The sequence below is a fragment of the Halomonas sp. AOP12-B1-6 genome, assembly GCF_052379225.1.
Lineage (GTDB): Bacteria > Pseudomonadota > Gammaproteobacteria > Pseudomonadales > Halomonadaceae > Vreelandella > Vreelandella casei.
On sequence record NZ_JBQSYK010000003.1, the window covers coordinates 683247 to 702409 of the forward strand.

General features: G+C 55.4%; 18 protein-coding genes and 1 pseudogene. 15 read left to right on the plus strand and 4 right to left on the minus strand.

The window, feature by feature from the left end; genetic code table 11:
* Positions 1 to 10: 10 nt before the first annotated feature.
* Together ACT3TR_RS12155 and rpmE are read right to left on the minus strand one after the other, a co-directional pair.
* The gene (locus ACT3TR_RS12155; protein WP_301735976.1) at positions 11 to 1282 is read right to left on the minus strand and encodes a malic enzyme-like NAD(P)-binding protein; all 1272 of its coding nucleotides are present in this window, start codon (positions 1280 to 1282) and stop codon (positions 11 to 13) included.
* A 310-nt stretch (positions 1283 to 1592) separates the two neighbouring features.
* Positions 1593 to 1808, minus strand: a complete 216-nt coding sequence (gene rpmE, locus ACT3TR_RS12160; RefSeq protein ID WP_096282286.1) for a 50S ribosomal protein L31 — start codon at positions 1806 to 1808, stop codon at positions 1593 to 1595.
* 256 nt (positions 1809 to 2064) lie between these two features.
* On the opposite strand from rpmE, the gene ACT3TR_RS12165 reads away from it, so the two are divergent.
* From ACT3TR_RS12165 to tatC, 13 genes are all read left to right on the plus strand, one after another.
* Complete coding sequence (locus tag ACT3TR_RS12165; RefSeq protein WP_444625390.1) at positions 2065 to 4287, plus strand: primosomal protein N'; 2223 nt, start codon at positions 2065 to 2067, stop codon at positions 4285 to 4287.
* Positions 4288 to 4500: 213 nt separating this feature from the next.
* Entirely contained in the window at positions 4501 to 6186 is a 1686-nt protein-coding gene (gene argS / locus ACT3TR_RS12170; protein WP_444625095.1) for an arginine--tRNA ligase, read from the plus strand.
* A 3-nt stretch (positions 6187 to 6189) separates the two neighbouring features.
* On the plus strand, positions 6190 to 6927 hold the full coding sequence (locus tag ACT3TR_RS12175) for an SPOR domain-containing protein (RefSeq protein WP_441684182.1): 738 nt from the start codon (positions 6190 to 6192) through the stop codon (positions 6925 to 6927).
* A gap of 139 nt (positions 6928 to 7066) precedes the next feature.
* Positions 7067 to 7603 (plus strand): ATP-dependent protease subunit HslV, encoded by a 537-nt coding sequence (hslV, locus tag ACT3TR_RS12180; protein ID WP_096278186.1) that lies wholly within the window; start codon positions 7067 to 7069, stop codon positions 7601 to 7603.
* Between the two features lie 48 nt (positions 7604 to 7651).
* Entirely contained in the window at positions 7652 to 8974 is a 1323-nt protein-coding gene (gene hslU, locus ACT3TR_RS12185; RefSeq protein ID WP_235040260.1) for an ATP-dependent protease ATPase subunit HslU, read from the plus strand.
* A gap of 79 nt (positions 8975 to 9053) precedes the next feature.
* On the plus strand, positions 9054 to 9437 hold the full coding sequence (locus ACT3TR_RS12190) for a gamma-butyrobetaine hydroxylase-like domain-containing protein (RefSeq protein ID WP_441684181.1): 384 nt from the start codon (positions 9054 to 9056) through the stop codon (positions 9435 to 9437).
* Between the two features lie 151 nt (positions 9438 to 9588).
* Positions 9589 to 10344 (plus strand): bifunctional demethylmenaquinone methyltransferase/2-methoxy-6-polyprenyl-1,4-benzoquinol methylase UbiE, encoded by a 756-nt coding sequence (ubiE, locus tag ACT3TR_RS12195; RefSeq protein WP_441684180.1) that lies wholly within the window; start codon positions 9589 to 9591, stop codon positions 10342 to 10344.
* 37 nt (positions 10345 to 10381) lie between these two features.
* Positions 10382 to 11041, plus strand: coding sequence for a ubiquinone biosynthesis accessory factor UbiJ (locus tag ACT3TR_RS12200; RefSeq protein WP_441684179.1), 660 nt, complete (start codon positions 10382 to 10384; stop codon positions 11039 to 11041).
* The gene (gene ubiB / locus ACT3TR_RS12205) at positions 11038 to 12660 is read left to right on the plus strand and encodes a ubiquinone biosynthesis regulatory protein kinase UbiB (protein ID WP_441684178.1); all 1623 of its coding nucleotides are present in this window, start codon (positions 11038 to 11040) and stop codon (positions 12658 to 12660) included. Before ACT3TR_RS12200 ends, ubiB begins: the two co-directional genes overlap by 4 nt.
* Positions 12661 to 12692: 32 nt before the next feature.
* On the plus strand, positions 12693 to 13049 hold the full coding sequence (locus ACT3TR_RS12210) for a phosphoribosyl-ATP diphosphatase (protein ID WP_444625094.1): 357 nt from the start codon (positions 12693 to 12695) through the stop codon (positions 13047 to 13049).
* 143 nt (positions 13050 to 13192) lie between these two features.
* Positions 13193 to 13468: a Sec-independent protein translocase subunit TatA gene (gene tatA, locus ACT3TR_RS12215; RefSeq protein WP_441684176.1), complete on the plus strand. Its 276-nt coding sequence runs from the start codon at positions 13193 to 13195 to the stop codon at positions 13466 to 13468.
* A gap of 3 nt (positions 13469 to 13471) precedes the next feature.
* Positions 13472 to 13981: a Sec-independent protein translocase protein TatB gene (gene tatB / locus ACT3TR_RS12220; RefSeq protein ID WP_441684175.1), complete on the plus strand. Its 510-nt coding sequence runs from the start codon at positions 13472 to 13474 to the stop codon at positions 13979 to 13981.
* Complete coding sequence (gene tatC, locus ACT3TR_RS12225) at positions 13978 to 14769, plus strand: twin-arginine translocase subunit TatC (RefSeq protein WP_096278168.1); 792 nt, start codon at positions 13978 to 13980, stop codon at positions 14767 to 14769. The genes tatB and tatC overlap by 4 nt, the downstream gene beginning before the upstream one ends.
* 93 nt (positions 14770 to 14862) lie before the next feature.
* Here the strand turns inward: tatC and elbB are convergent, their stop codons facing one another.
* Positions 14863 to 15522 (minus strand): isoprenoid biosynthesis glyoxalase ElbB, encoded by a 660-nt coding sequence (gene elbB / locus ACT3TR_RS12230; protein WP_192536094.1) that lies wholly within the window; start codon positions 15520 to 15522, stop codon positions 14863 to 14865.
* Positions 15523 to 15715: 193 nt separating this feature from the next.
* Between elbB and hemB the strand changes: the two genes are divergently transcribed.
* Entirely contained in the window at positions 15716 to 16726 is a 1011-nt protein-coding gene (gene hemB / locus ACT3TR_RS12235; protein WP_096278164.1) for a porphobilinogen synthase, read from the plus strand.
* 153 nt (positions 16727 to 16879) lie between these two features.
* Complete coding sequence (gene ppk1 / locus ACT3TR_RS12240; RefSeq protein ID WP_441684174.1) at positions 16880 to 19069, plus strand: polyphosphate kinase 1; 2190 nt, start codon at positions 16880 to 16882, stop codon at positions 19067 to 19069.
* A gap of 6 nt (positions 19070 to 19075) precedes the next feature.
* Here ppk1 and ACT3TR_RS12245 read toward each other — a convergent pair.
* Positions 19076 to 19159 (minus strand): annotated as a pseudogene (locus tag ACT3TR_RS12245) (hypothetical protein); the annotation flags it as partial.
* Positions 19160 to 19163: the final 4 nt, after the last annotated feature.

Genomic DNA, 19163 nt, shown 5'->3' on the forward strand with positions numbered 1-19163 from the left:
GGTACAGACCTTAGCCGCCATAGACATCATTGATTGACGTTAGCGGGTAATGCGCAGGAAACGGCTTACGCGCCACGCCCGAATCAACCGCGGCTTGAGCGACCGCCGATGTCACTCGCGCCAACAAACGGATATCCACAGGCGTTGGGATAATGTATTCGCGGCCAAAGCTCATCTCAGTGAGCTCATAAGCGCTCAGCACTTCTTCTGGCACAGGCTCGCGAGCCAAGTCCTTCAATGCATGCACTGCAGCCAGCTTCATTTCTTCATTAATTCGGGTGGCACGTACATCCAGCGCCCCGCGGAAGATAAACGGAAAGCCGAGTACGTTATTGACCTGATTGGGGAAATCCGAGCGGCCGGTTGCCATAATCACATCCGGGCGCGCCGCACGGGCAACGTCAGGATGAATCTCGGGGTCTGGGTTGGTACAGGCAAACACCACCGGATCAGGCGCCATTTTCTTGACCTGCTCGGCAGAGAGCAGGCCTGGGCCGGAAAGACCAATAAATACGTCAGCACCGTCGATCGCATCATCCAGAGTGCGCATCTCAGTATCGCGGGCAAACTCGGCTTTATATTCGTTAATGCCTTCGCGATCAGTGTGGATAACGCCACGGCGGTCCAGCATCACCAGGTTTTCTTTCTTAGCGCCACAGGAGACGAGTAAACGCATGCAAGCAATAGCGGCAGCGCCGGCGCCCATGCACACAATTTTCACATCTTCAATGCGCTTGCCGGCAATATCCAGTGCGTTCAGCATGCCCGCTGCGGTAACAATAGCCGTACCGTGCTGATCATCGTGAAAAACCGGAATGCTGCAACGCTCAATGAGCGCCTTCTCAATTTCAAAACACTCCGGCGCTTTTATATCCTCAAGGTTAATACCGCCCCACGTATCGGCAATGCGCGCAACGGTATCAATAAACGCCTGCGGGCTTTCCGCATCAACTTCAATGTCGACCGAGTTGATCCCAGCGAAGCACTTGAACAGCACGCCCTTGCCTTCCATCACCGGCTTACTCGCCAGCGGGCCAAGATTACCCAGACCAAGAATAGCGCTGCCGTCGGTAATGACGGCGACCAGGTTCCCCTTGCCGGTATAGCGGTAAGCATTTTCCGCATCCCTAGCGATTTCAAGTACTGGCTCAGCCACGCCGGGGCTATACGCCAACGCCAAATCTCGCGCAGTCGCGGTGGGCTTAGTCAACTCCACTGACAGCTTACCGGGAATCGGTTTAGCGTGATAATCCAAAGCAGCCTGCTTAAGTGAATCCGTCATGGTCAGCGTCCAGTTAACATAAAGTAGATAAGTCATTTGAGAATATAGAAAAAACCTATGCGTCTCAAGCGCGTCGTCAACTCAAATAAAAACGCTCGTTTAACTGAATTTTACCTTCACTTTCGTCGATTTTCGTCGATATTTAATGACACTTATCAAAAAATGATGCGCATACAGTACGTTGCTCCAATGTTGTAGCGCAGCATTTTTGAAAATACTTTCCATAAAAACAAAACAAAAAACCCACGCCTAAGCGTGGGTTTTTTTTCACAAGCACCTTCGTGCCGGCGATGTGGCTATCCGGTATGGATTAGCCGCGCTTAACAGCAGCGCCGAAACGCTTGTTGAAGCGCTCTACGCGGCCACCAGTGGTCGCTTGCTTCTGCTTACCAGTGTAGAACGGGTGGCAGTTGGAACACACGTCCAGAGAAAAGTCCTGACCAGAGGTAGAACCGACCTGGAAGGTAGCGCCACAAGAACAGTTGGCGGTGACCATGTTGTAATTCGGGTGAATACCTTGTCTCATCTCGAGCCTCACTAAGCTATATGCCGCCACCTGATCTTTTGCCAGGCACCGCATACGGGTTTGGAAAAATGACTAACCGGTTATTCGCTCTGTCGGTACGATATATCCTTAAAGCAAGCTTCAAGATAACTCGTTAAGATTGAGAGCGGTCGCATATTCTAGCAAAACTAATGCCGGAGGCCAATTGCCTGATCCTGTTTCTTTACGGGCACCGTCTCACGTGCTTTCTCAAGAGCCTACTCAAGAGCCCTTGCAAGTGCCCGGTCAGATACCCGTTCAAGTGCTCAAAGTGGCGCTGCCCTCGCCGCTGCGCCGCCTATTTGACTACTTGCCTGCTAGCACTGTGCCCGCCTGCGGCTGGCAGCCGGGGCTTCGAGTGCGGGTACCTTTTGGGCGGCGTGAGGTCGTCGGCGTCATCGTAGAGCTGGCTGATCATAGCGATTTACCGTTCAGCCAGCTGCGCGCTGTTAGCGAAACGCTGGACGAAAGCCCGCTGCCGGAAGACTGGCTATGGCTATGCCGGTTTGCCGCCCGCTACTACCAGCACAGCCTGGGCGACACGCTGCACCATGCCATGCCTGCCCGACTACGACAGGGCCACACCATGGCAGGCCGCACGCAAACACTGTGGCTAGCGAAAGGCGAAGGCACAGAGGACACGCTTAGCCGTGCGCCCAAGCAAGCAGAGCTGCACGCCCTACTGCGCCAGCACCCCCATGGCTTGCCCAGCCGAGCGGTCAGCGCCCACGGTTTCGGCCGCGATCAGCTGTTAGCGCTAGAAAAGAAAGCACTAGCCATCAGCCGTGAAGTCATTCTCACCGCCCCCAGCACGCCTACGGGCAGCCTACTGGCAACGCCCAGCCTGCCGCTTAACCGTGAGCAGGCCACTGCGCTGGCGGCGCTACATGAAAAACTAGACGGCTATCACCCTTGCCTGCTGGAAGGCATCACGGGCAGCGGTAAAACGGAAGTCTATCTACAGCTTATTGAAGCCGTCGCCAGTAAAGGTAAGCAGTCGCTAGTGCTGGTACCGGAAATTGGCCTAACGCCCCAGACGCTTGCTCGCTTTAGAAGCCGCTTTCGCGTCCCCGTGGTGGCACTGCATTCAGGCCTCACTGATCCTGAGCGTCTGGACGTATGGGAAGCCGCTGCCAGTGGCCGGGCGCTGATCATTATTGGCACCCGTTCAGCCATTTTCACCCCGCTGGCTAACCCGGGCGCAATCATTGTCGATGAAGAGCACGACGGCTCCTACAAACAGCACGACGGCTTACGCTACCACGCCCGTGATTTAGCGGTGACGCGCGCCCACTACCATAAAATTCCGCTGCTGATGGGCAGTGCGACGCCGTCGCTAGAGAGCCTGCATCAAGCGCTTTCCGGCAGCTACCGCCATTTGCGGCTAACCCAGCGTCCGAGCCGTCACCCGCCGGCCAAGTTAGAGCTGATTGACCTACGCCACCAGCGTCGCCAAGGCGGCCTGCTGCCCGATGCCATCAAGGCAATTAAAAGCACCTTAAGTGCGGGCAAACAGGTGCTGATTTTTATTAATCGGCGCGGCTTCGCCCCCACGTTAGCCTGCCACGCCTGCGGCTGGATGGCTGAGTGCGGCCAGTGTGACGCACGTATGACGCTACATCGCCAGCCCGCCTTGCTCGCCTGCCACCATTGCGACAGCCGCCGAGCACTGCCGGATGCCTGCCCAGAATGCAGTAGCGGCGACCTGCGCGCGCTCGGCAGTGGCACTGAGCGCACAGAAGAGACACTGCAAACACTACTCCCCAAAACGACGATTCATCGCATAGACCGAGACAGCACCCGGCGCAAGGATAGCTTTGAGCAGGTACTGAAAGAAATTCAGCGCGGCGAACCCTGCGTGTTAGTCGGCACCCAAATGCTCGCTAAAGGGCATCACCTGCCCCACGTCACGCTAGTGGTGGTGGTTAATGCTGACGGCGGCCTTTACGCCGCTGATTTTCGAGCCCTTGAACATAGCGCTCAGCTGCTTGAACAAGTCGCGGGACGTGCGGGGCGTGCCGCTCACCCTGGCCGTGTCTTGGTGCAAACGCTGCACCCTGACGACCCTCATTTAGGCCAGCTTTCTGAGCACGGCTATGGGGCACTGGCTCGCAACATGCTGGAAGAGCGGCGCATCGCGAAGCTTCCGCCGTTTTGTTTTATGGCACTGCTGCGTATTGAAAGCCCCAATGAACAAGCCGCGTTAGCAATGGCACAGCAGGCGGCCCAGGCACTGCGCGAGTGGTTAAAACAAACAAGTGTGGCAACACGATGCTTAGGCCCCGTGCCCGCCCCCATGGAGCGACGCCAAAATCGCTATCATTTACATGTCATGCTGACAGCCGATAAACGCAGCCAGCTGCATCCTGCCGCCAGCTGGCTGGTGCAATGGCTGGAAGCTAATCGAGATGCGCGCAAGGTCCGCTGGTCGATTGATATCGACCCCCAAACGCTCGCGTAATTAGCACTCACAGCATTAACAATGAGGCCTTCACCGTGACACGGCTTTGAAACTGCGGCGCAATTGCTGATAATGGCCGCTTAAGCTGCGCATCTATCGATCTCAATTACCTGTCGATCTCAAACACCTAGCGATCTCAAGTAACTAGCGATTTCAAAAATCTAATCAGGTGCGCATTAGCACACGCCGCCATGGACGTAACTGGATACCGAAATGAAAGACACCATAGTTTCTTTGCTCGAAGGCGCCGTTACCGCGCTCAAGCACCAAGGCGTGTTGCCGAACGACCTTCAGCCCAGCATCAAAGTGGACCCCACGAAAGATAAGGCGCACGGCGATTACGCCACCAACCTAGCGCTTATGCTGGCCAAACCCGCTGGCAAAAATCCGCGTGAACTGGCCAACATGCTGGTATCGGCGCTGCCTGAAAGCGACGCTATTCAAAAAACTGACATTGCCGGCCCCGGTTTTATCAACTTTTTTGCAGCGGCCGATGCGGCGGCACAAATTGTTGCTCAGGTGCTCAACTGCGGCGATACCTTTGGCCGCAGTCTGATCGGCAAAGGTGAAAAAGTGCAGGTGGAGTTCGTTTCCGCCAACCCCACCGGGCCTCTGCACGTCGGGCATGGGCGTGGCGCTGCGATTGGAGACTGCCTATGCCGCCTGCTAGAAGCGACCGGCTATGACGTCACTCGCGAGTTCTACTATAACGACGCAGGCGCGCAAATCGCCAACCTTGCACGCTCTGTTCAGGCACGCGCTAAAGGCTTAGGCCCCGACGATCCCAACTGGCCGGGAGACAGCTATCGCGGTGAATATATTGCCGATGTCGCCAAGGATTACTTGGCCGGCGAAACGGTGAGCGCGGATGATCGCGAAGTGACCGCAAAAGCTGATCCAGAAGATTTAGAGGCGATTCAAGCGTTCGCTGTGGCCTGGCTGCGCCGCGAACAGGATTTAGATTTAAAAGCCTTCGGCGTTGAGTTTGACGTTTATTTTCTTGAGTCTTCGCTCTATAACGATGGCAAGGTAGCCGCCACGGTTGAGAAACTGATAGCGGCGGGCCACACCTATGAAGACGACGGCGCGATGTGGCTGCGCACCACGGACTTTGGTGATGACAAAGACCGCGTGATGCGTAAACGTGACGGCGGCTATACCTACTTCCTACCCGATGTGGCCTACCACTTAGACAAGTGGCAGCGCGGCTTTAAAACCGTGATTAATGAGCAGGGTGCCGACCACCACTCCACCGTGACCCGCGTACGCGCTGGCTTACAAGCGTTAGAAGTAGGCATCCCCAAAGGCTGGCCCGACTACGTGCTTCATCAAATGGTGATGGTGACCCGCTCTGGCGTCGAGGTAAAACTCTCCAAGCGCGCTGGCAGCTACGTCACCGTGCGCGATTTGATCGATGAAGTCGGCCGCGACGCCACGCGCTTTTTCCTCGCGGCTCGCCGCGCTGATTCCCAGCTCACGTTTGATATCGACCTGGCCCGCTCGCAGTCTAACGACAATCCGGTGTATTACATTCAGTACGCCCATGCCCGGGTATGCAGCATGTTGCGCAAAGCACACGATGCCGACCAGCCATTCGATCATCCGCTAGCGCTGGCCAATTTAGCGCTATTGGATAGCGACCAGGAGAAAGCCGTTCTGAACCGTTTGGCACGCTTCCCTGACGTCGTCGAAACCGCGGCTAAGAACCGTGAACCGCAACAGGTTGCGCAGTATCTGCTCGATCTGTCTGGCGATTTCCACACCTGTTATAACGCCGTCAAAGTGATGGTAGCCGACGACACCTTGCGCAACACGCGCCTGGCGCTAGGTCTTGCGACCCGCCAAGTGCTGCGCAACGGTCTCGATTTAGTGGGTGTTAGCGCCCCAGAGGAGATGTAACGCATGGCCACCCCGCGCAAAAAGCCTACCCGCCAAGGCGCCACCTCACAGCGCAAGTCTTCCTCAGGCGCCAGCGGCGGCGGCTTTCGCATTCCCGGTTGGCTATGGGGCCTTGCAGGCATGGCCATTGGCTTCTTTCTTGCTCAGCACCAACACGGCACTGCGCCGTGGCAGGAGCAGAGTGAGCCTCCTCAGGCAACCGTGCTACCGAAGCCTTCCGGTAGCGAGGAGCGCGACGCTGCACGAGCAACCGAAGGCCCAGCCGAGCCCTCAATGCCCACCTTCGAGTTTTATACGCTGCTGCCTGAAACCGAAGTTATTGCGCCTGGCGTTACGCTGCCGTCAAGCGTTGTCCGCCCCGAAGTGACGGAGCAGACAACCGAGAGCAGCACCGCATCCGATGCAGCTGCGGGCGATGACCCTATTGCGCAAGTGATTGCCGCCAACACGCGCCCTGAGGATCAAGTATCGGCTGCCCAGGAGAGTGCTGCTAGCAGTAGCACGCCCAGCCGCTACATGCTTCAAGCAGCCTCGTTTCGCCAGCTAAGCGATGCCGAACAGCTGCGCGGCCGGCTGCGCAATCTCAGCCTGCTGGCACAAATTAGCGAAGTACAGGCCGATGGCAACACGTGGCACCGCGTCCAGGTTGGCCCCTATGAAGATACCCGCGAGCTTAATCGCGCGCAGGATTTGATGGCTACGCAAGGCATTGAGCCACTACTTATTCAGCTACAAAACTGACAAACCCACCCCCCGATGTCCTGCGGGTGGTTGATTTTTCATCAGCCGCCCGCATTTTGTTGTGAACGCCTACACAACGGTCGCTTGCTAAGCGACCAGCCAGTCATCGGGAGCGTGTCTCCCCCAAGGAGTTATCTCCATGACCACCATTGTTTCCGTTCGTCGTGGTAATCAGGTCGCCCTCGCTGGCGATGGTCAAGTATCGCTGGGCAATACCGTAATGAAGGGTAACGCCAGCAAAGTCCGTCGCCTCTACCGTGGCAAGGTACTTGCCGGGTTCGCGGGCGGCACTGCAGACGCATTTACGCTGTTTGAGCGCTTTGAAGCGCAGCTAGAAAAATATCAGGGGCATCTGACTAAAGCCGCTGTTGAGCTAGCAAAAGATTGGCGGACCGAGCGCGCGCTGCGCCGCCTGGAAGCATTGCTCGTCGTCGCCGACCACACCACCTCGCTGATCATTACCGGCAACGGCGACGTGGTGGAGCCCGAACACGGCGTTATTGCCATTGGTTCCGGAGGCAACTTCGCCGAGGCCAGCGCCCGAGCGCTGCTAGAAAACACCGAGCTGTCGGCACGTGAAATCACCGAAAAATCGCTGGCTATCGCTGGTGATATCTGTGTGTTCACCAACCACCACGTGACGCTCGAAGAGCTGTCGATCGATGGGCGCTCATAGCCCCACGCGTCCTCTTCACGCCGCTCAAAGAACACAAAGGTTACCGTTATGACTCAGATGACACCCCGCGAAATCGTTCACGCTCTCGATCAGTACATTATTGGCCAACAGGATGCTAAGCGTGCTGTTGCCATTGCCCTACGCAATCGCTGGCGCCGCATGCAGCTGGACGATGATTTACGCCCGGAAGTCACGCCCAAAAACATCCTGATGATCGGCCCCACCGGCGTGGGTAAAACCGAGATTGCACGCCGCCTTGCTAAGCTGGCCAAAGCACCGTTTATTAAAGTCGAAGCCACTAAATTTACCGAAGTTGGCTACGTTGGCCGCGACGTTGAGTCGATTATTCGCGACTTAATGGAAAACGCCATCAAAATGGTGCGCGAGCAGGCCAAAGAAGACGTAGGCCACCGTGCCGCCGATGCTGCCGAAGACCGGGTACTCGATGCCCTGCTACCGCCGCCGCGTGGTCAGGAAGACAAGCCCCGTGAAGATAACGGCACTCGCCAGACCTTCCGCAAGAAGCTCCGTGAAGGGCAGTTAGACGAAAAAGAGATCGATATCGAAGTATCGGCTCAAAGCCAAGGCGTCGACATCATGACCCCACCGGGCATGGAAGAGATGACCAATCAGCTACAAAGCATGTTCTCCAACATGGGCCAGCAAAAGCGCGAAAACCGTCGTGTGACGGTAAAAGAAGCGCTCGTACTGCTGCGCGACGAAGAAGCCGGCAAGCTGGTCAATGAAGAAGAGATCAAGGCGCGTGCGGTGTATTCAGTTGAGCAGCACGGCATCGTGTTTTTAGATGAGATCGACAAAGTTGCCAAAGGCAGCGGCCAGTCTAGCGGTGGTGAAGTGTCTCGCGAAGGCGTGCAGCGTGATCTGTTGCCGCTCATTGAGGGCTCAACCGTTTCAACCAAATACGGCATGGTTAAAACCGATCACATTCTGTTTATCGCCTCGGGGGCTTTCCATCTGGCGCGCCCGTCGGACCTGATTCCGGAGCTTCAAGGTCGTCTGCCGATCCGCGTTGAGCTCGATGCACTCACGCCCAATGATTTCAAACGCATTCTGACCGAGCCTTCCGCCTCGCTGACTAAGCAATATAAAGCGCTGCTGGCGACGGAGGGTCTCGACATTGAGTTTACGCCAGACGGTATCGAGCGCATCGCGCAGATCTCCTGGCAGGTCAACGAAGGCACTGAAAACATCGGCGCTCGCCGTTTGCACACCGTGATGGAGCGGCTGCTAGAAGAGGCCTCCTTCAAAGGTGGCGACATGGAAGGCCCGCTGGTGATTGACGGCGACTACGTCAATGCACAGCTTGGCGAGTTGGCAGTTGACGAAGATTTATCGCGCTATATCTTATAAGCGTCCGCATCTTTACATAACCGAAGCGGGGCGTAGGTGGCGATTGGCTGCCTGCGCCCCGCCTGTTTAGAGGTTTGTTATGACTGCTCCTACGCCTACCCGCGTTCACTACCATAAGCAGGCCCGCGAGCTAGAGCTTGGCTATGCCACTGGCGAAACCTTCCGCCTACCGGTGGAACTGCTGCGCGTCTACTCTCCCTCTGCAGAGGTGCGTGGTCATGGCGGCGACAGCGCCGTACTTCAGGTAGGTAAAAAAGACGTCGGCCTGCAAAACATTAGCCAAGCTGGCAACTACGCGCTTAAGCTGCATTTTGACGATGGCCACGACAGCGGTTTGTTTAGCTGGAACTACCTGCATGATCTCGCCCTCCATCAAGATGACTACTGGAACAACTACTTGCAGCGCCTGCAGGACGTCGGCGCCTCACGTGAGCCTGCGGGTATTCAATTCAAGCAGCTGTGACCGTCGCTCAACCCAAGGCACTCATCAGTCTGGGCAGACAAGCCAGGGCGGACAAGGCTACAATGGCGCTAACTTTTTAATCGCACCGGCCACTCAGTCAAAAGACTCAGGGTCGATTCGCCACCGCCTCGAATTCGGGAGCTACTACGCCATGAGCCCCACAGAAAAACGCACGACTCACTTTGGTTTTCAGCAAGTCTCGGTTGACGAGAAAGCCTCGCGAGTAGCCGATGTCTTCCACTCCGTTGCGGCCCGCTACGACGTGATGAATGACCTTATGTCGATGGGTATTCACAGAGTATGGAAGCGCATGACGATTGAGCGCGCAGGCGTGCGCCCAGGCCATCATGTGCTAGATATTGCCGGCGGCACGGGTGATTTAACGCTGAAGTTTTCCCGTCTGGTGGGGCCACGTGGCAAAGTGGTGTTGGCCGATATCAATGCCTCGATGCTGAAAGTGGGCCGCGATAAGCTGATGGACAACGGCGTGGGCGGCAACGTTGAATATGTTCAGGCCAACGCCGAATGCCTGCCGTTTCCCGATAACAGTTTCGACTGCATTACGATTGCCTTTGGCCTACGCAACGTTACCGACAAAGACGCCGCGCTGCGCTCCATGGCACGCGTACTCAAGCCCGGCGGTCGCCTCTTAGTGCTGGAGTTTTCCAAGCCAAATAATCCCCTGCTTTCCAAAGCTTACGACGAGTACTCTTTCCGCCTGCTGCCCAAAATGGGCGAACTGGTAGCCGGCGATGGCGAAAGCTACCGCTATTTGGCAGAGTCCATTCGTATGCACCCAGATCAGGAAACGCTCAAAGCGATGATGGAATCCGCAGGCCTTGAACGCGTTGAGTACACCAACCTGACCGGCGGCATTGTTGCACTGCACCGCGGCATTAAGTTATGACGCTCTCTCCCGTGGCGTTTTCCATCAAGGGGTCAGCATGCTGGTAACCCCAACCTTGCTGCTGGCCGGTTGTGAACGCACGCTCAATGCTCTTCTTGCCCGTGACCCGGCAGCCCCTGGCCGCTTGGCGAAGCTTGCGGGCAGCCGCCTGCTGGTACGCTTCGAGCAGCCGCATCTGGCCGTGGTTATCCACTATCATCATGCCGGGGTAGACCTACTGCGGGGCGACGACACTGAAGAAGCCGACGCTAATGCGGTGGTCGAACTTACTCCCGAAACATTGTCCGAATGGATTAGTGGCGCCTCAATTGAGCGGCTAATGTTTGACGGTAAGCTTGCTGTGCGTGGTCATATTCATCTGCTAGAAGCCACCCGCGAGCTTCTTTTCGATCTGGATATTGATTGGGAAAACGAACTCGCCCATTGGCTGGGCGATATGCCCGCACACTCCCTAGCGGAGGGCTTGCGGCGCATGGCTCGCTGGGGGCTGCGCGCCAAAGATGAGCTGATCCAGGACGTTTCTGAGTACGTCTTTGAAGAGGCGCGCCTGCTGCCAGGGCGACAGCAGCGCAACGTTTTGCGCGAGCACCTCACCGAACTAGAAGTGGCAACAGATCGCCTGGAAGCACGCTTTAAACGCTTAGAACGGATACTGACACAGCACCACCAGACACTGATGCAGGAGCCGCACCCATGAGCCTGCGCCTGCTGCGAATTAGCTGGGTGATAAGCCGTCATCGGCTAGATACATTACTCCCGCTAGAGCGTCTCCCTTGGTGGCTGCGGGCGCTGCTTTGGTTTTCGCCGCTACGCTTAGTGCCTATCGGCAAACGCTCACGCGGCGAGCGTTTACGCCTCGCTTTAGAAGCCTTAGGGCCAATTTTCATTAAATTTGGGCAAATGCTCTCGACCCGCCGCGATTTACTGCCGGCGGATATCGCCGATGAGCTCAAACGCCTTCAGGATCAGGTGCCCCCCTTCCCGGGTGACCAGGCTGCTGCTCGCGTCGAGAAAGAGCTGGAAATGTCGCTGGCGGAAGCGTTTGCTGAATTTGACCATGTGCCGCTGGCCTCAGCGTCTATTGCTCAAGTGCATGCCGCCCGGCTGCATAGCGGCGAAGACGTGGTGGTTAAAATCATTCGGCCGAGCATAGACCGCGTGATGCGCCAAGATATGGCGCTGATGTATCAAGTCGCCAAACTGCTGTCCAAGGTGCCTGATGCGCGCCGCTTGCGTCCGGTAGAAGTCATTCGTGACTACGAAGCGACGCTGTTTGATGAGCTTGACCTGTATAAAGAAGCCGCCAACACCTCGCAATTGAAGCGTAATTTTAAAGACTCACCATTGCTGTTTGTACCGACCATTTATTGGCCTTTTACGCGCCGACACGTCATGGTACAAGAACGCATTCGTGGCATTCCGGTCGCCGACCTGGACAGCCTAATCGCCCGCGGCACCAACTTGAAAAAGCTGGCCGAGCGTGGCGTTGAGCTGTTCTTCACGCAAGTATTTCGCGATAACTTCTTTCATGCCGACATGCATCCGGGCAATATTTTTGTTAATTGTGACAATCCCGAAGACCCCCAGTACATCGCCATCGACTGCGGCATTGTCGGCAGCCTAACACGCGAAGATCAAGACTATTTGGCGCGCAATCTGCTGGCGTTTTTTCATCAGGATTATTACGAAGTCGCTGCCCTGCATATTGAGTCTGGCTGGGTGGGCGAAAACACGCGTGCTAATGAGTTTGCCGCCGCGATTCGGACGGTGTGTGAACCTATTTTAGAGAAACCGCTAAAAGATATTTCTTTCGGCCAGGTGCTGCTAGGGCTGTTTCAAACCGCGCGTCGCTTCAATATGGAAGTGCAGCCGCAACTCGTCCTACTGCAGAAAACCTTGCTGAATATTGAAGGACTAGGTCGCCAACTTTATCCTGACTTAGATTTATGGAGCACCGCTAAGCCTTATTTAGAGCAGTGGATGAAAGAGCGCGCGGGCGTCGGCGGCTTGTGGGAGTCGTTAAAGCGCCAGGCGCCGGAGCTTTCGCGCCAGCTACCTGAATTACCCGTACTCGCCCATCAGGCGCTCAGCCGCATGGAGCATGAGCATCGCCAGCGGCATCAGCAGGTCGATGCCATTAGCGCCATGCGCCAGCACATGGCTCGTCAAGGCAAGCGCCTGTATCGCTTACGGTTAGGTTTAATAGTGCTGGCGCTGGCGCTCGCCTGGCAGCCGTTAAGCGGTTGGATTGAGCTCCAGGAGTGGCCGGTCTTGGCCGCCGCCGGTATCGGCCTATTGCTGTTAGTCTGGCAATAAAGCGGCGTGACTCAACGATTATAAGGATTTTCATGGACACCGACGCATCATCGACTAGCAATGCGTATGTGCTGGATACTCTCAATGGGGTACTCAAGCAGCGACGTTATGCAGCAGCAGAAGAATCTTATGTTGCGTCCTTGCATCACAAGGGTTTGAACAAGATACTTGAAAAAGTGGGCGAAGAAGCCACTGAAACTGTGCTGGCGGCCAAAGATGCAGAGCACGGCGGTGAGGCTGAGCGCCACGCGCTGATTTCTGAAACGGCCGACCTGTGGTTTCATAGCTTGGTGATGCTGTCTCATTTGGATCTTGATCATCAAGCCGTTTTAGACGAGTTGGCAAGACGCTTTGGCATTTCAGGTCACGATGAAAAAGCCTCTCGCTAGCAATAATATCGACGTTATGGCTACGCTTGGCGTAGGCTTAGCTTACCGGCACCAGTAGTCAGGAAGCATGTAGCTACTGAGCATTCAGTCGCCTAAGCATATAGTGACTAAGAAAGTTAACCTGTACCCATGAGGAAACGCATATGTTAGGTGGTATCAGTATTTGGCAGTTGCTGATTGTTCTGGGCATCATCATCCTAATTTTCGGCACCAAAAAGCTGCGCAATGTAGGCACCGACCTCGGCGGGGCGGTCAAAGGCTTCAAGAAAGCCATGCACGACGAAGAAAAAAACAAAGAGGCTGATAGCGAAGATCCCCATCAGCCGAATGCCAAAGTCAGCCACGAAGAGCCTGGCAATACGTACGATGTGCAGGCTGAAGAGAAGCGTGCCGCTGAACGCAACGAAGAGCGCAAGTAACGCATGCTAGATATCGGCTTTCTTGAGCTCATGCTTATTGGCATTGTCGCGCTGCTGGTGCTTGGCCCAGAGCGCCTGCCACGCGCTGCCCGTACGACGGGTCTATGGATCGGCAGAATCAAGCGCACGGTATCTGGTATGCAGCGCGAAATCAGCGCCCAGTTGGAAGCGGAAGAGCTGCGTCAAAAGCTTAACGATCAGCAGAAAAAGCTCAACGACAGCTTGCACAAAGCGAAGCTGGATGTAGAAAGCATTGTCGATAAACCCACGACAACCCGGGCTAAACCGACTAGCGCAGCAACGCCACGCGAAACATCACAGCCTGAAACACCGCAGAGCGAGATGCAGCAGCGCGCTGCCCAGGCCAACTCTCACTTAGATGACGCGCTGGAAACGGTGCGCGAAGAGGCACCTGCATCCTCCCCAGCGCCTCCCCCGGCCGCATCCTCAGTCAAAACAGACGCCACTGAAGCTGAGCGGGCTGCATTTAATAAGGATAGTAATCACCAATGAGTATGTTTGGCGATTCAAAGGAGCCTCAGCAAGATCAACCACAAGCCCCTCTTATTGAGCATCTAATCGAACTACGTTCACGCTTAATACGCGCCGTGGCTCTTATTTTGGTGATTTTTTTGGGCCTCTATGCCTTTGCCAACGACATTTATACCTTTGTCGCTGAGCCATTGATGGCGCTGCTGCCCGAAGGCTCGCAGATGATCGCGACTGAAGTGGCTTCACCCTTCTTAGCACCGTTTAAGCTGACCTTAGTCGTGGCCGTGTTTATTGCCATTCCTTTTGTACTGCATCAGGCGTGGGCGTTTATTGCACCGGGGCTTTACGATAATGAGAAAGCCCTCGCTATTCCTATCCTGGTCTCAAGCATTGCGCTCTTCTATGGCGGTGCAGCGTTTGCTTATTACGTGGTGTTCCCGCTGCTGTTTGAGTTTTTCACCCAGACAGGGCCGGAAAACGTCGCAGTGATGACCGATATCAACCAGTATTTGAACTTCGTTCTTAAACTATTTTTTGCCTTCGGCGTAGCGTTTGAAATTCCTATCGCGACTTTTTTGCTAATTCTTTCTGGCGCCACCACAGTAGAAAGCCTGTCCAAGAAGCGTCCTTATATCCTGCTGGGCTGCTTCGTGGTGGGCATGCTGCTTACGCCACCGGATGTTATTTCACAGAGCCTGCTGGCGATTCCGATGTACCTGCTTTACGAGGTTGGTCTGCTGTTTGGTCGCCTAGTACGCAAGCGCAAAGCGGAGAAAGAGGCGGCGGAAGAGCAAGAAGACATGCTATAGCGAAGGCACTAATGACGTAGATATCGAAAAGCCGCCGCCATTAATCATGGCGGCGGCTTTTTATATCTACCGTTAACAACCTCGCAATAGTCCTTAATCCATCATTTCTGCGATACGATCGACGAGCTTAAAGATGCCGGTGGCAGCTTCACTGATGCGCGTTGCCAGCATGTACGCGGGTGTCGTTACCACGCTGTGCTCAAAATCAACCACGATATCTTCTACGCTACAGGTGCGGTGCAGCCCGCCCATGGCGCTAATAGCACCGGATACCGCCGGGTCATTCCCCACCGTGACGGCAATACCATCCCCCAGCAGGCGGGGCACCAGTACCGGAGCAATACACATCAGGCCGATAGGCTTGGCTTCTTGACGAAAGCCCGCCAGCGCCTCTTTCAGCGCGTCTAGCACCTGCATATTATCGCTGGCACTGGCAAAGTCTGAAAGATTTTTGGCGACGCCAAAACCACCGGGCACAATCACCGCATCGAAGTTATCCGCATCCAACGCCTCTAGGGGGCTTATTTCCCCCCGCGCTAGGCGAGCAGACTCTAGCAGCACGTTACGCTGCTCGCCTTCAACAACCTCTTGCGTAAGATGATTAACAACATGCTGCTGATCGATATCGGGGGCAAAGCAGCGATACTCAATACCCAACTGGTCTAAGCGCAGCAGCGTCAGCGTGGTCTCATAAATTTCAGAACCATCGTAAACGCCGCATCCGGCTAAAATGACTGCCACCTGTTTGGCCATGCCTATCTCCTTATTATCCGAAACCACGTAGAGTTTGCCGAACGCACTACCGCAAAGCTGTTGCCCACTTTAGTCAGTGTGGTTGTTTGCCACAAGGCGTCTTTCGCCGCAGGGTATGGCTGATATACTGCCGGCAGGCCTTCGGGCACTCTTATTTAACACCCTCATTTGCGATCCTTAATGGAGACAACCTTTGAGTGCACTTACTCCCCGCCACTTTCCTGCCACGCGCATGCGCCGCATGCGCCGTGATGATTTTTCACGCCGCTTAATGCAAGAAAAAACGCTGACGCCCTCCGATCTCATACTGCCGGTCTTTGTTCTTGAAGGTAAAAATCAGCGTGAACCCATAGCTTCGATGCCCGGCGTGGAACGGCTTTCAATCGACCTACTCATTGAGCAAGCTCGCGAAGCGTTTGCATTGGGCATTCCCGCTCTGGCACTGTTTCCGGTCGTCGGCCCTGAGCAAAAAAGTGAGCTAGCCGAAGAGGCCTATAGCGCCAGCGGACTGGTGCAGCGTAGCGTGCGCGCGCTAAAAGAAGCGCTGCCTGAGCTTGGTATTATTACGGATGTGGCGCTTGATCCCTATACCATTCATGGTCAAGACGGCATTTTAGATGAGCAAGGCTACGTGCAAAACGACCGCACCGTAGAAACGCTGTTGAAACAGGCGCTTTCCCATGCAGAAGCCGGTGCCGACGTGGTGGCGCCCTCTGACATGATGGATGGACGCATTGGCGCAATTCGCCAAGTACTGGAGCAAGAAAACTTACACAACGTGCGGATCATGGCGTACAGCGCGAAGTATGCATCGCACTACTATGGGCCATTTCGGGATGCGGTTGGGTCGGCCACTAATCTGGGCAAAGCGGACAAGCGCACCTATCAAATGGACCCCGCCAATAGCGATGAAGCGCTGCATGAAGTGGCCATGGACATCAGCGAAGGCGCCGACATGGTCATGGTCAAACCAGGCATGCCCTATTTAGACGTGGTGCGCCGGGTAAAGGATGAACTCAAGGTTCCCACCTTTGCTTATCAAGTCAGCGGCGAGTACGCCATGCATCGCGCAGCCTTCGATAACGGTTGGCTGGAAGCAGAACCCGTCATACTAGAGTCACTGATGTGCTTTAAGCGCGCCGGGGCAGACGGCATTTTGACCTATTTCGCACTTGATGCGGCCCGGCTATTGCAGCAAGGCTAATGAAGTACAGCGTCGCTAAGCCGCTTATTGGCATGATGTTGAACAAGATGACAATCCAGTGACACGTATTTGTCATCTTCTCCCCGCATACTGCGCTGATCTATCAGTATCAGGCTATGATACGTTCGAGCCATCGACGCGGGGAGATCCACCATGGACGAGCACGTTTCCAGTCCACCATTATCGCCTACCGATCAAACCAGCAGCGACGGCGATATGCCGCTACGTATAAATCGTACGCCCACCGGCGTCCAGGCGCGTGAAGCGCTGCCTGAAACCGATCTTGACGACACCCAACTCTACTTCAACCGCGAGCTGTCGCATTTACAGTTTAATATCCGCGTATTGGAACAGGCGCTAGACGATGCGCATCCGTTACTCAACCGGCTGATGTTCCTGCTTATTTTTTCCTCTAATATGGATGAGTTCTTCGAAATTCGCGTCGCAGGCCTCAAACATCAAATTGCCTTGGGCGATACAACCACGGCAGCCGATGGCCGGTTGCCCAAAGCAGTACTAGCGGAAATATCCCAGCTCGCCCATGCGCAAATTGTCCGACAATATCAAATTCTCAACGAAATGCTGCTGCCCGCACTGGAAGCTCAGGGGCTACGTTTTCGCCGGCGAGATCAGTGGACCAGAGCGCAACAAGCCTGGGGCAGAGCCTTTTTTGATAACGAGATTATGCCGGTCATCAGCCCGATTGGCCTTGACCCGTCGCACCCTTTCCCACGGCTGGTAAATAAAAGCCTCAACTTCATTGTTGAACTGGAAGGCAAGGATGCCTTTGGCCGCGTAGGCGGCATGGCGATTTTGCCTGCTCCGCGCTCGCTACCAAGGCTAATGGCACTGCCCAAGGAGCTATGCGAAGAAGGCTTTTCAGAGTATGTGTTTTTATCATCGATGATTCATGCCCACGCCGATGAGCTATTTCCCGGCATGCGCGTACGCGGCTGCTATCAATTCCGCCTGACCCGCAATGCCGATATGAGCGTCGACCCCGAAGAAGTGTCTGACTTAGCCTCAGCGCTGCGCGGTGAGCTGCTGGCGCGGCGCTATGGCAGTGGCGTACGGCTGGAAGTAGCCGACAACTGTCCGGATGGCTTAGCCAATTTTCTGCTGCGCCAGTTTGAGCTTGAAAATGATGATTTGTACCGCGTTAAAGGTCCGGTCAACTTAACGCGCATGATGTCAGCCTTAGGCGACGTTGACCGCCCTGAGCTGCTTTATCGCCCGTTCATTCCCAGCATTCCCAAAGCACTCAAGGCAGGCAGTCTTTTTGATGCCATCGCGAAGAACGACATTCTGCTGCATCATCCCTTTCAGTCATTTTCACCGATTGAAGACCTGCTGCGCGAAGCGGCTCGCGACCCCCATGTGTTGGCGGTAAAGCAGACCCTTTACCGCACCGGGGCAGACTCGCCTATTGTGAGTGCACTAGTGGAGGCGGCCAGCCAAGGTAAAGAGGTCACCGTGGTGATTGAGCTGCGAGCACGCTTTGATGAAGCCGACAACCTGCAGCTTGCTTCACGCCTTCAAGAAGCCGGCGCCATCGTCGTTTACGGCATTATGGCCTATAAAACCCACGCTAAAATGCTGCATATCGTGCGCCGTGAAAAGGGCGAACTGTGCTACTACGCGCACCTTGGCACCGGCAACTATCACTCCAAAACGGCCAAGCTCTATACCGACTATAGCCTGCTGACCGCGAACAAATTGCTGTGCGCTGACGTACATAAAGTGTTCCAGCAGCTTTCGGGAATGGGCCGCGCGCGTAAAATTGATACGCTGCTCCACGCCCCCTTTACGCTGCACGAGCGGTTAGTCGAAATGATTGACCGTGAAGCGCACATTGCGCGTCAAGGAGAACGCGGGCACATCATTATCAAATGCAACTCGTTAACCGAGCCTAAATTAATTAAAGCACTCTATCGCGCCTCCCAAGCGGGCGTAGAGTGCGACCTGATTATTCGTGGCATGTGCTGCCTGAAACCCGGCGTGCCCGGCGTGTCAGACAATATCCGCGTGCGTTCCATTATTGGCCGGTTGCTGGAACACACCCGCGTATTTCATTTTCACAATGACGGCAAATCAGAAACATGGTGTTCAAGCGCCGACTTTATGTCACGCAACATGTTTCATCGAGTGGAAACCTGCTTTCCGCTGCTAGATAAAAAACTCGCTATCCGCGTGCGCAAAGACCTTGAAACCTATCTGGTCGACAACTGCCAGAGCTGGCTACTACAAACCGACGGCAGCTACCAGCTCCAAAACCCTGGCGAGAGTAACCCCATCAGCGCTCAAGAAACGCTGCTTTACGCCTATGCGTCAAAAGCTAGATAACGAACACATTGGCGTAGGGCGAGGCACATCATCAAAGATAACCGGCGGCCTTACGCACCGTGCCCCATAGCTTTGCACCCAGCCGCAGCGGGCT

Excerpts from the sequence above, each read along its gene's own strand:
- ACT3TR_RS12155 (WP_301735976.1), bottom strand. The coding sequence starts at position 1,282 with ATGACGGATTCACTTAAGCAGGCTGCTTTGGATTATCACGCTAAACCG.
- rpmE (WP_096282286.1), bottom strand. The coding sequence starts at position 1,808 with ATGAGACAAGGTATTCACCCGAATTACAACATGGTCACCGCCAACTGT.
- argS (WP_444625095.1), top strand. The coding sequence starts at position 4,501 with ATGAAAGACACCATAGTTTCTTTGCTCGAAGGCGCCGTTACCGCGCTC.
- ACT3TR_RS12175 (WP_441684182.1), top strand. The coding sequence starts at position 6,190 with ATGGCCACCCCGCGCAAAAAGCCTACCCGCCAAGGCGCCACCTCACAG.
- hslV (WP_096278186.1), top strand. The coding sequence starts at position 7,067 with ATGACCACCATTGTTTCCGTTCGTCGTGGTAATCAGGTCGCCCTCGCT.
- hslU (WP_235040260.1), top strand. The coding sequence starts at position 7,652 with ATGACTCAGATGACACCCCGCGAAATCGTTCACGCTCTCGATCAGTAC.
- ACT3TR_RS12190 (WP_441684181.1), top strand. The coding sequence starts at position 9,054 with ATGACTGCTCCTACGCCTACCCGCGTTCACTACCATAAGCAGGCCCGC.
- ubiE (WP_441684180.1), top strand. The coding sequence starts at position 9,589 with ATGAGCCCCACAGAAAAACGCACGACTCACTTTGGTTTTCAGCAAGTC.
- ACT3TR_RS12200 (WP_441684179.1), top strand. The coding sequence starts at position 10,382 with ATGCTGGTAACCCCAACCTTGCTGCTGGCCGGTTGTGAACGCACGCTC.
- ubiB (WP_441684178.1), top strand. The coding sequence starts at position 11,038 with ATGAGCCTGCGCCTGCTGCGAATTAGCTGGGTGATAAGCCGTCATCGG.
- ACT3TR_RS12210 (WP_444625094.1), top strand. The coding sequence starts at position 12,693 with ATGGACACCGACGCATCATCGACTAGCAATGCGTATGTGCTGGATACT.
- tatA (WP_441684176.1), top strand. The coding sequence starts at position 13,193 with ATGTTAGGTGGTATCAGTATTTGGCAGTTGCTGATTGTTCTGGGCATC.
- tatB (WP_441684175.1), top strand. The coding sequence starts at position 13,472 with ATGCTAGATATCGGCTTTCTTGAGCTCATGCTTATTGGCATTGTCGCG.
- tatC (WP_096278168.1), top strand. The coding sequence starts at position 13,978 with ATGAGTATGTTTGGCGATTCAAAGGAGCCTCAGCAAGATCAACCACAA.
- elbB (WP_192536094.1), bottom strand. The coding sequence starts at position 15,522 with ATGGCCAAACAGGTGGCAGTCATTTTAGCCGGATGCGGCGTTTACGAT.
- ppk1 (WP_441684174.1), top strand. The coding sequence starts at position 16,880 with ATGGACGAGCACGTTTCCAGTCCACCATTATCGCCTACCGATCAAACC.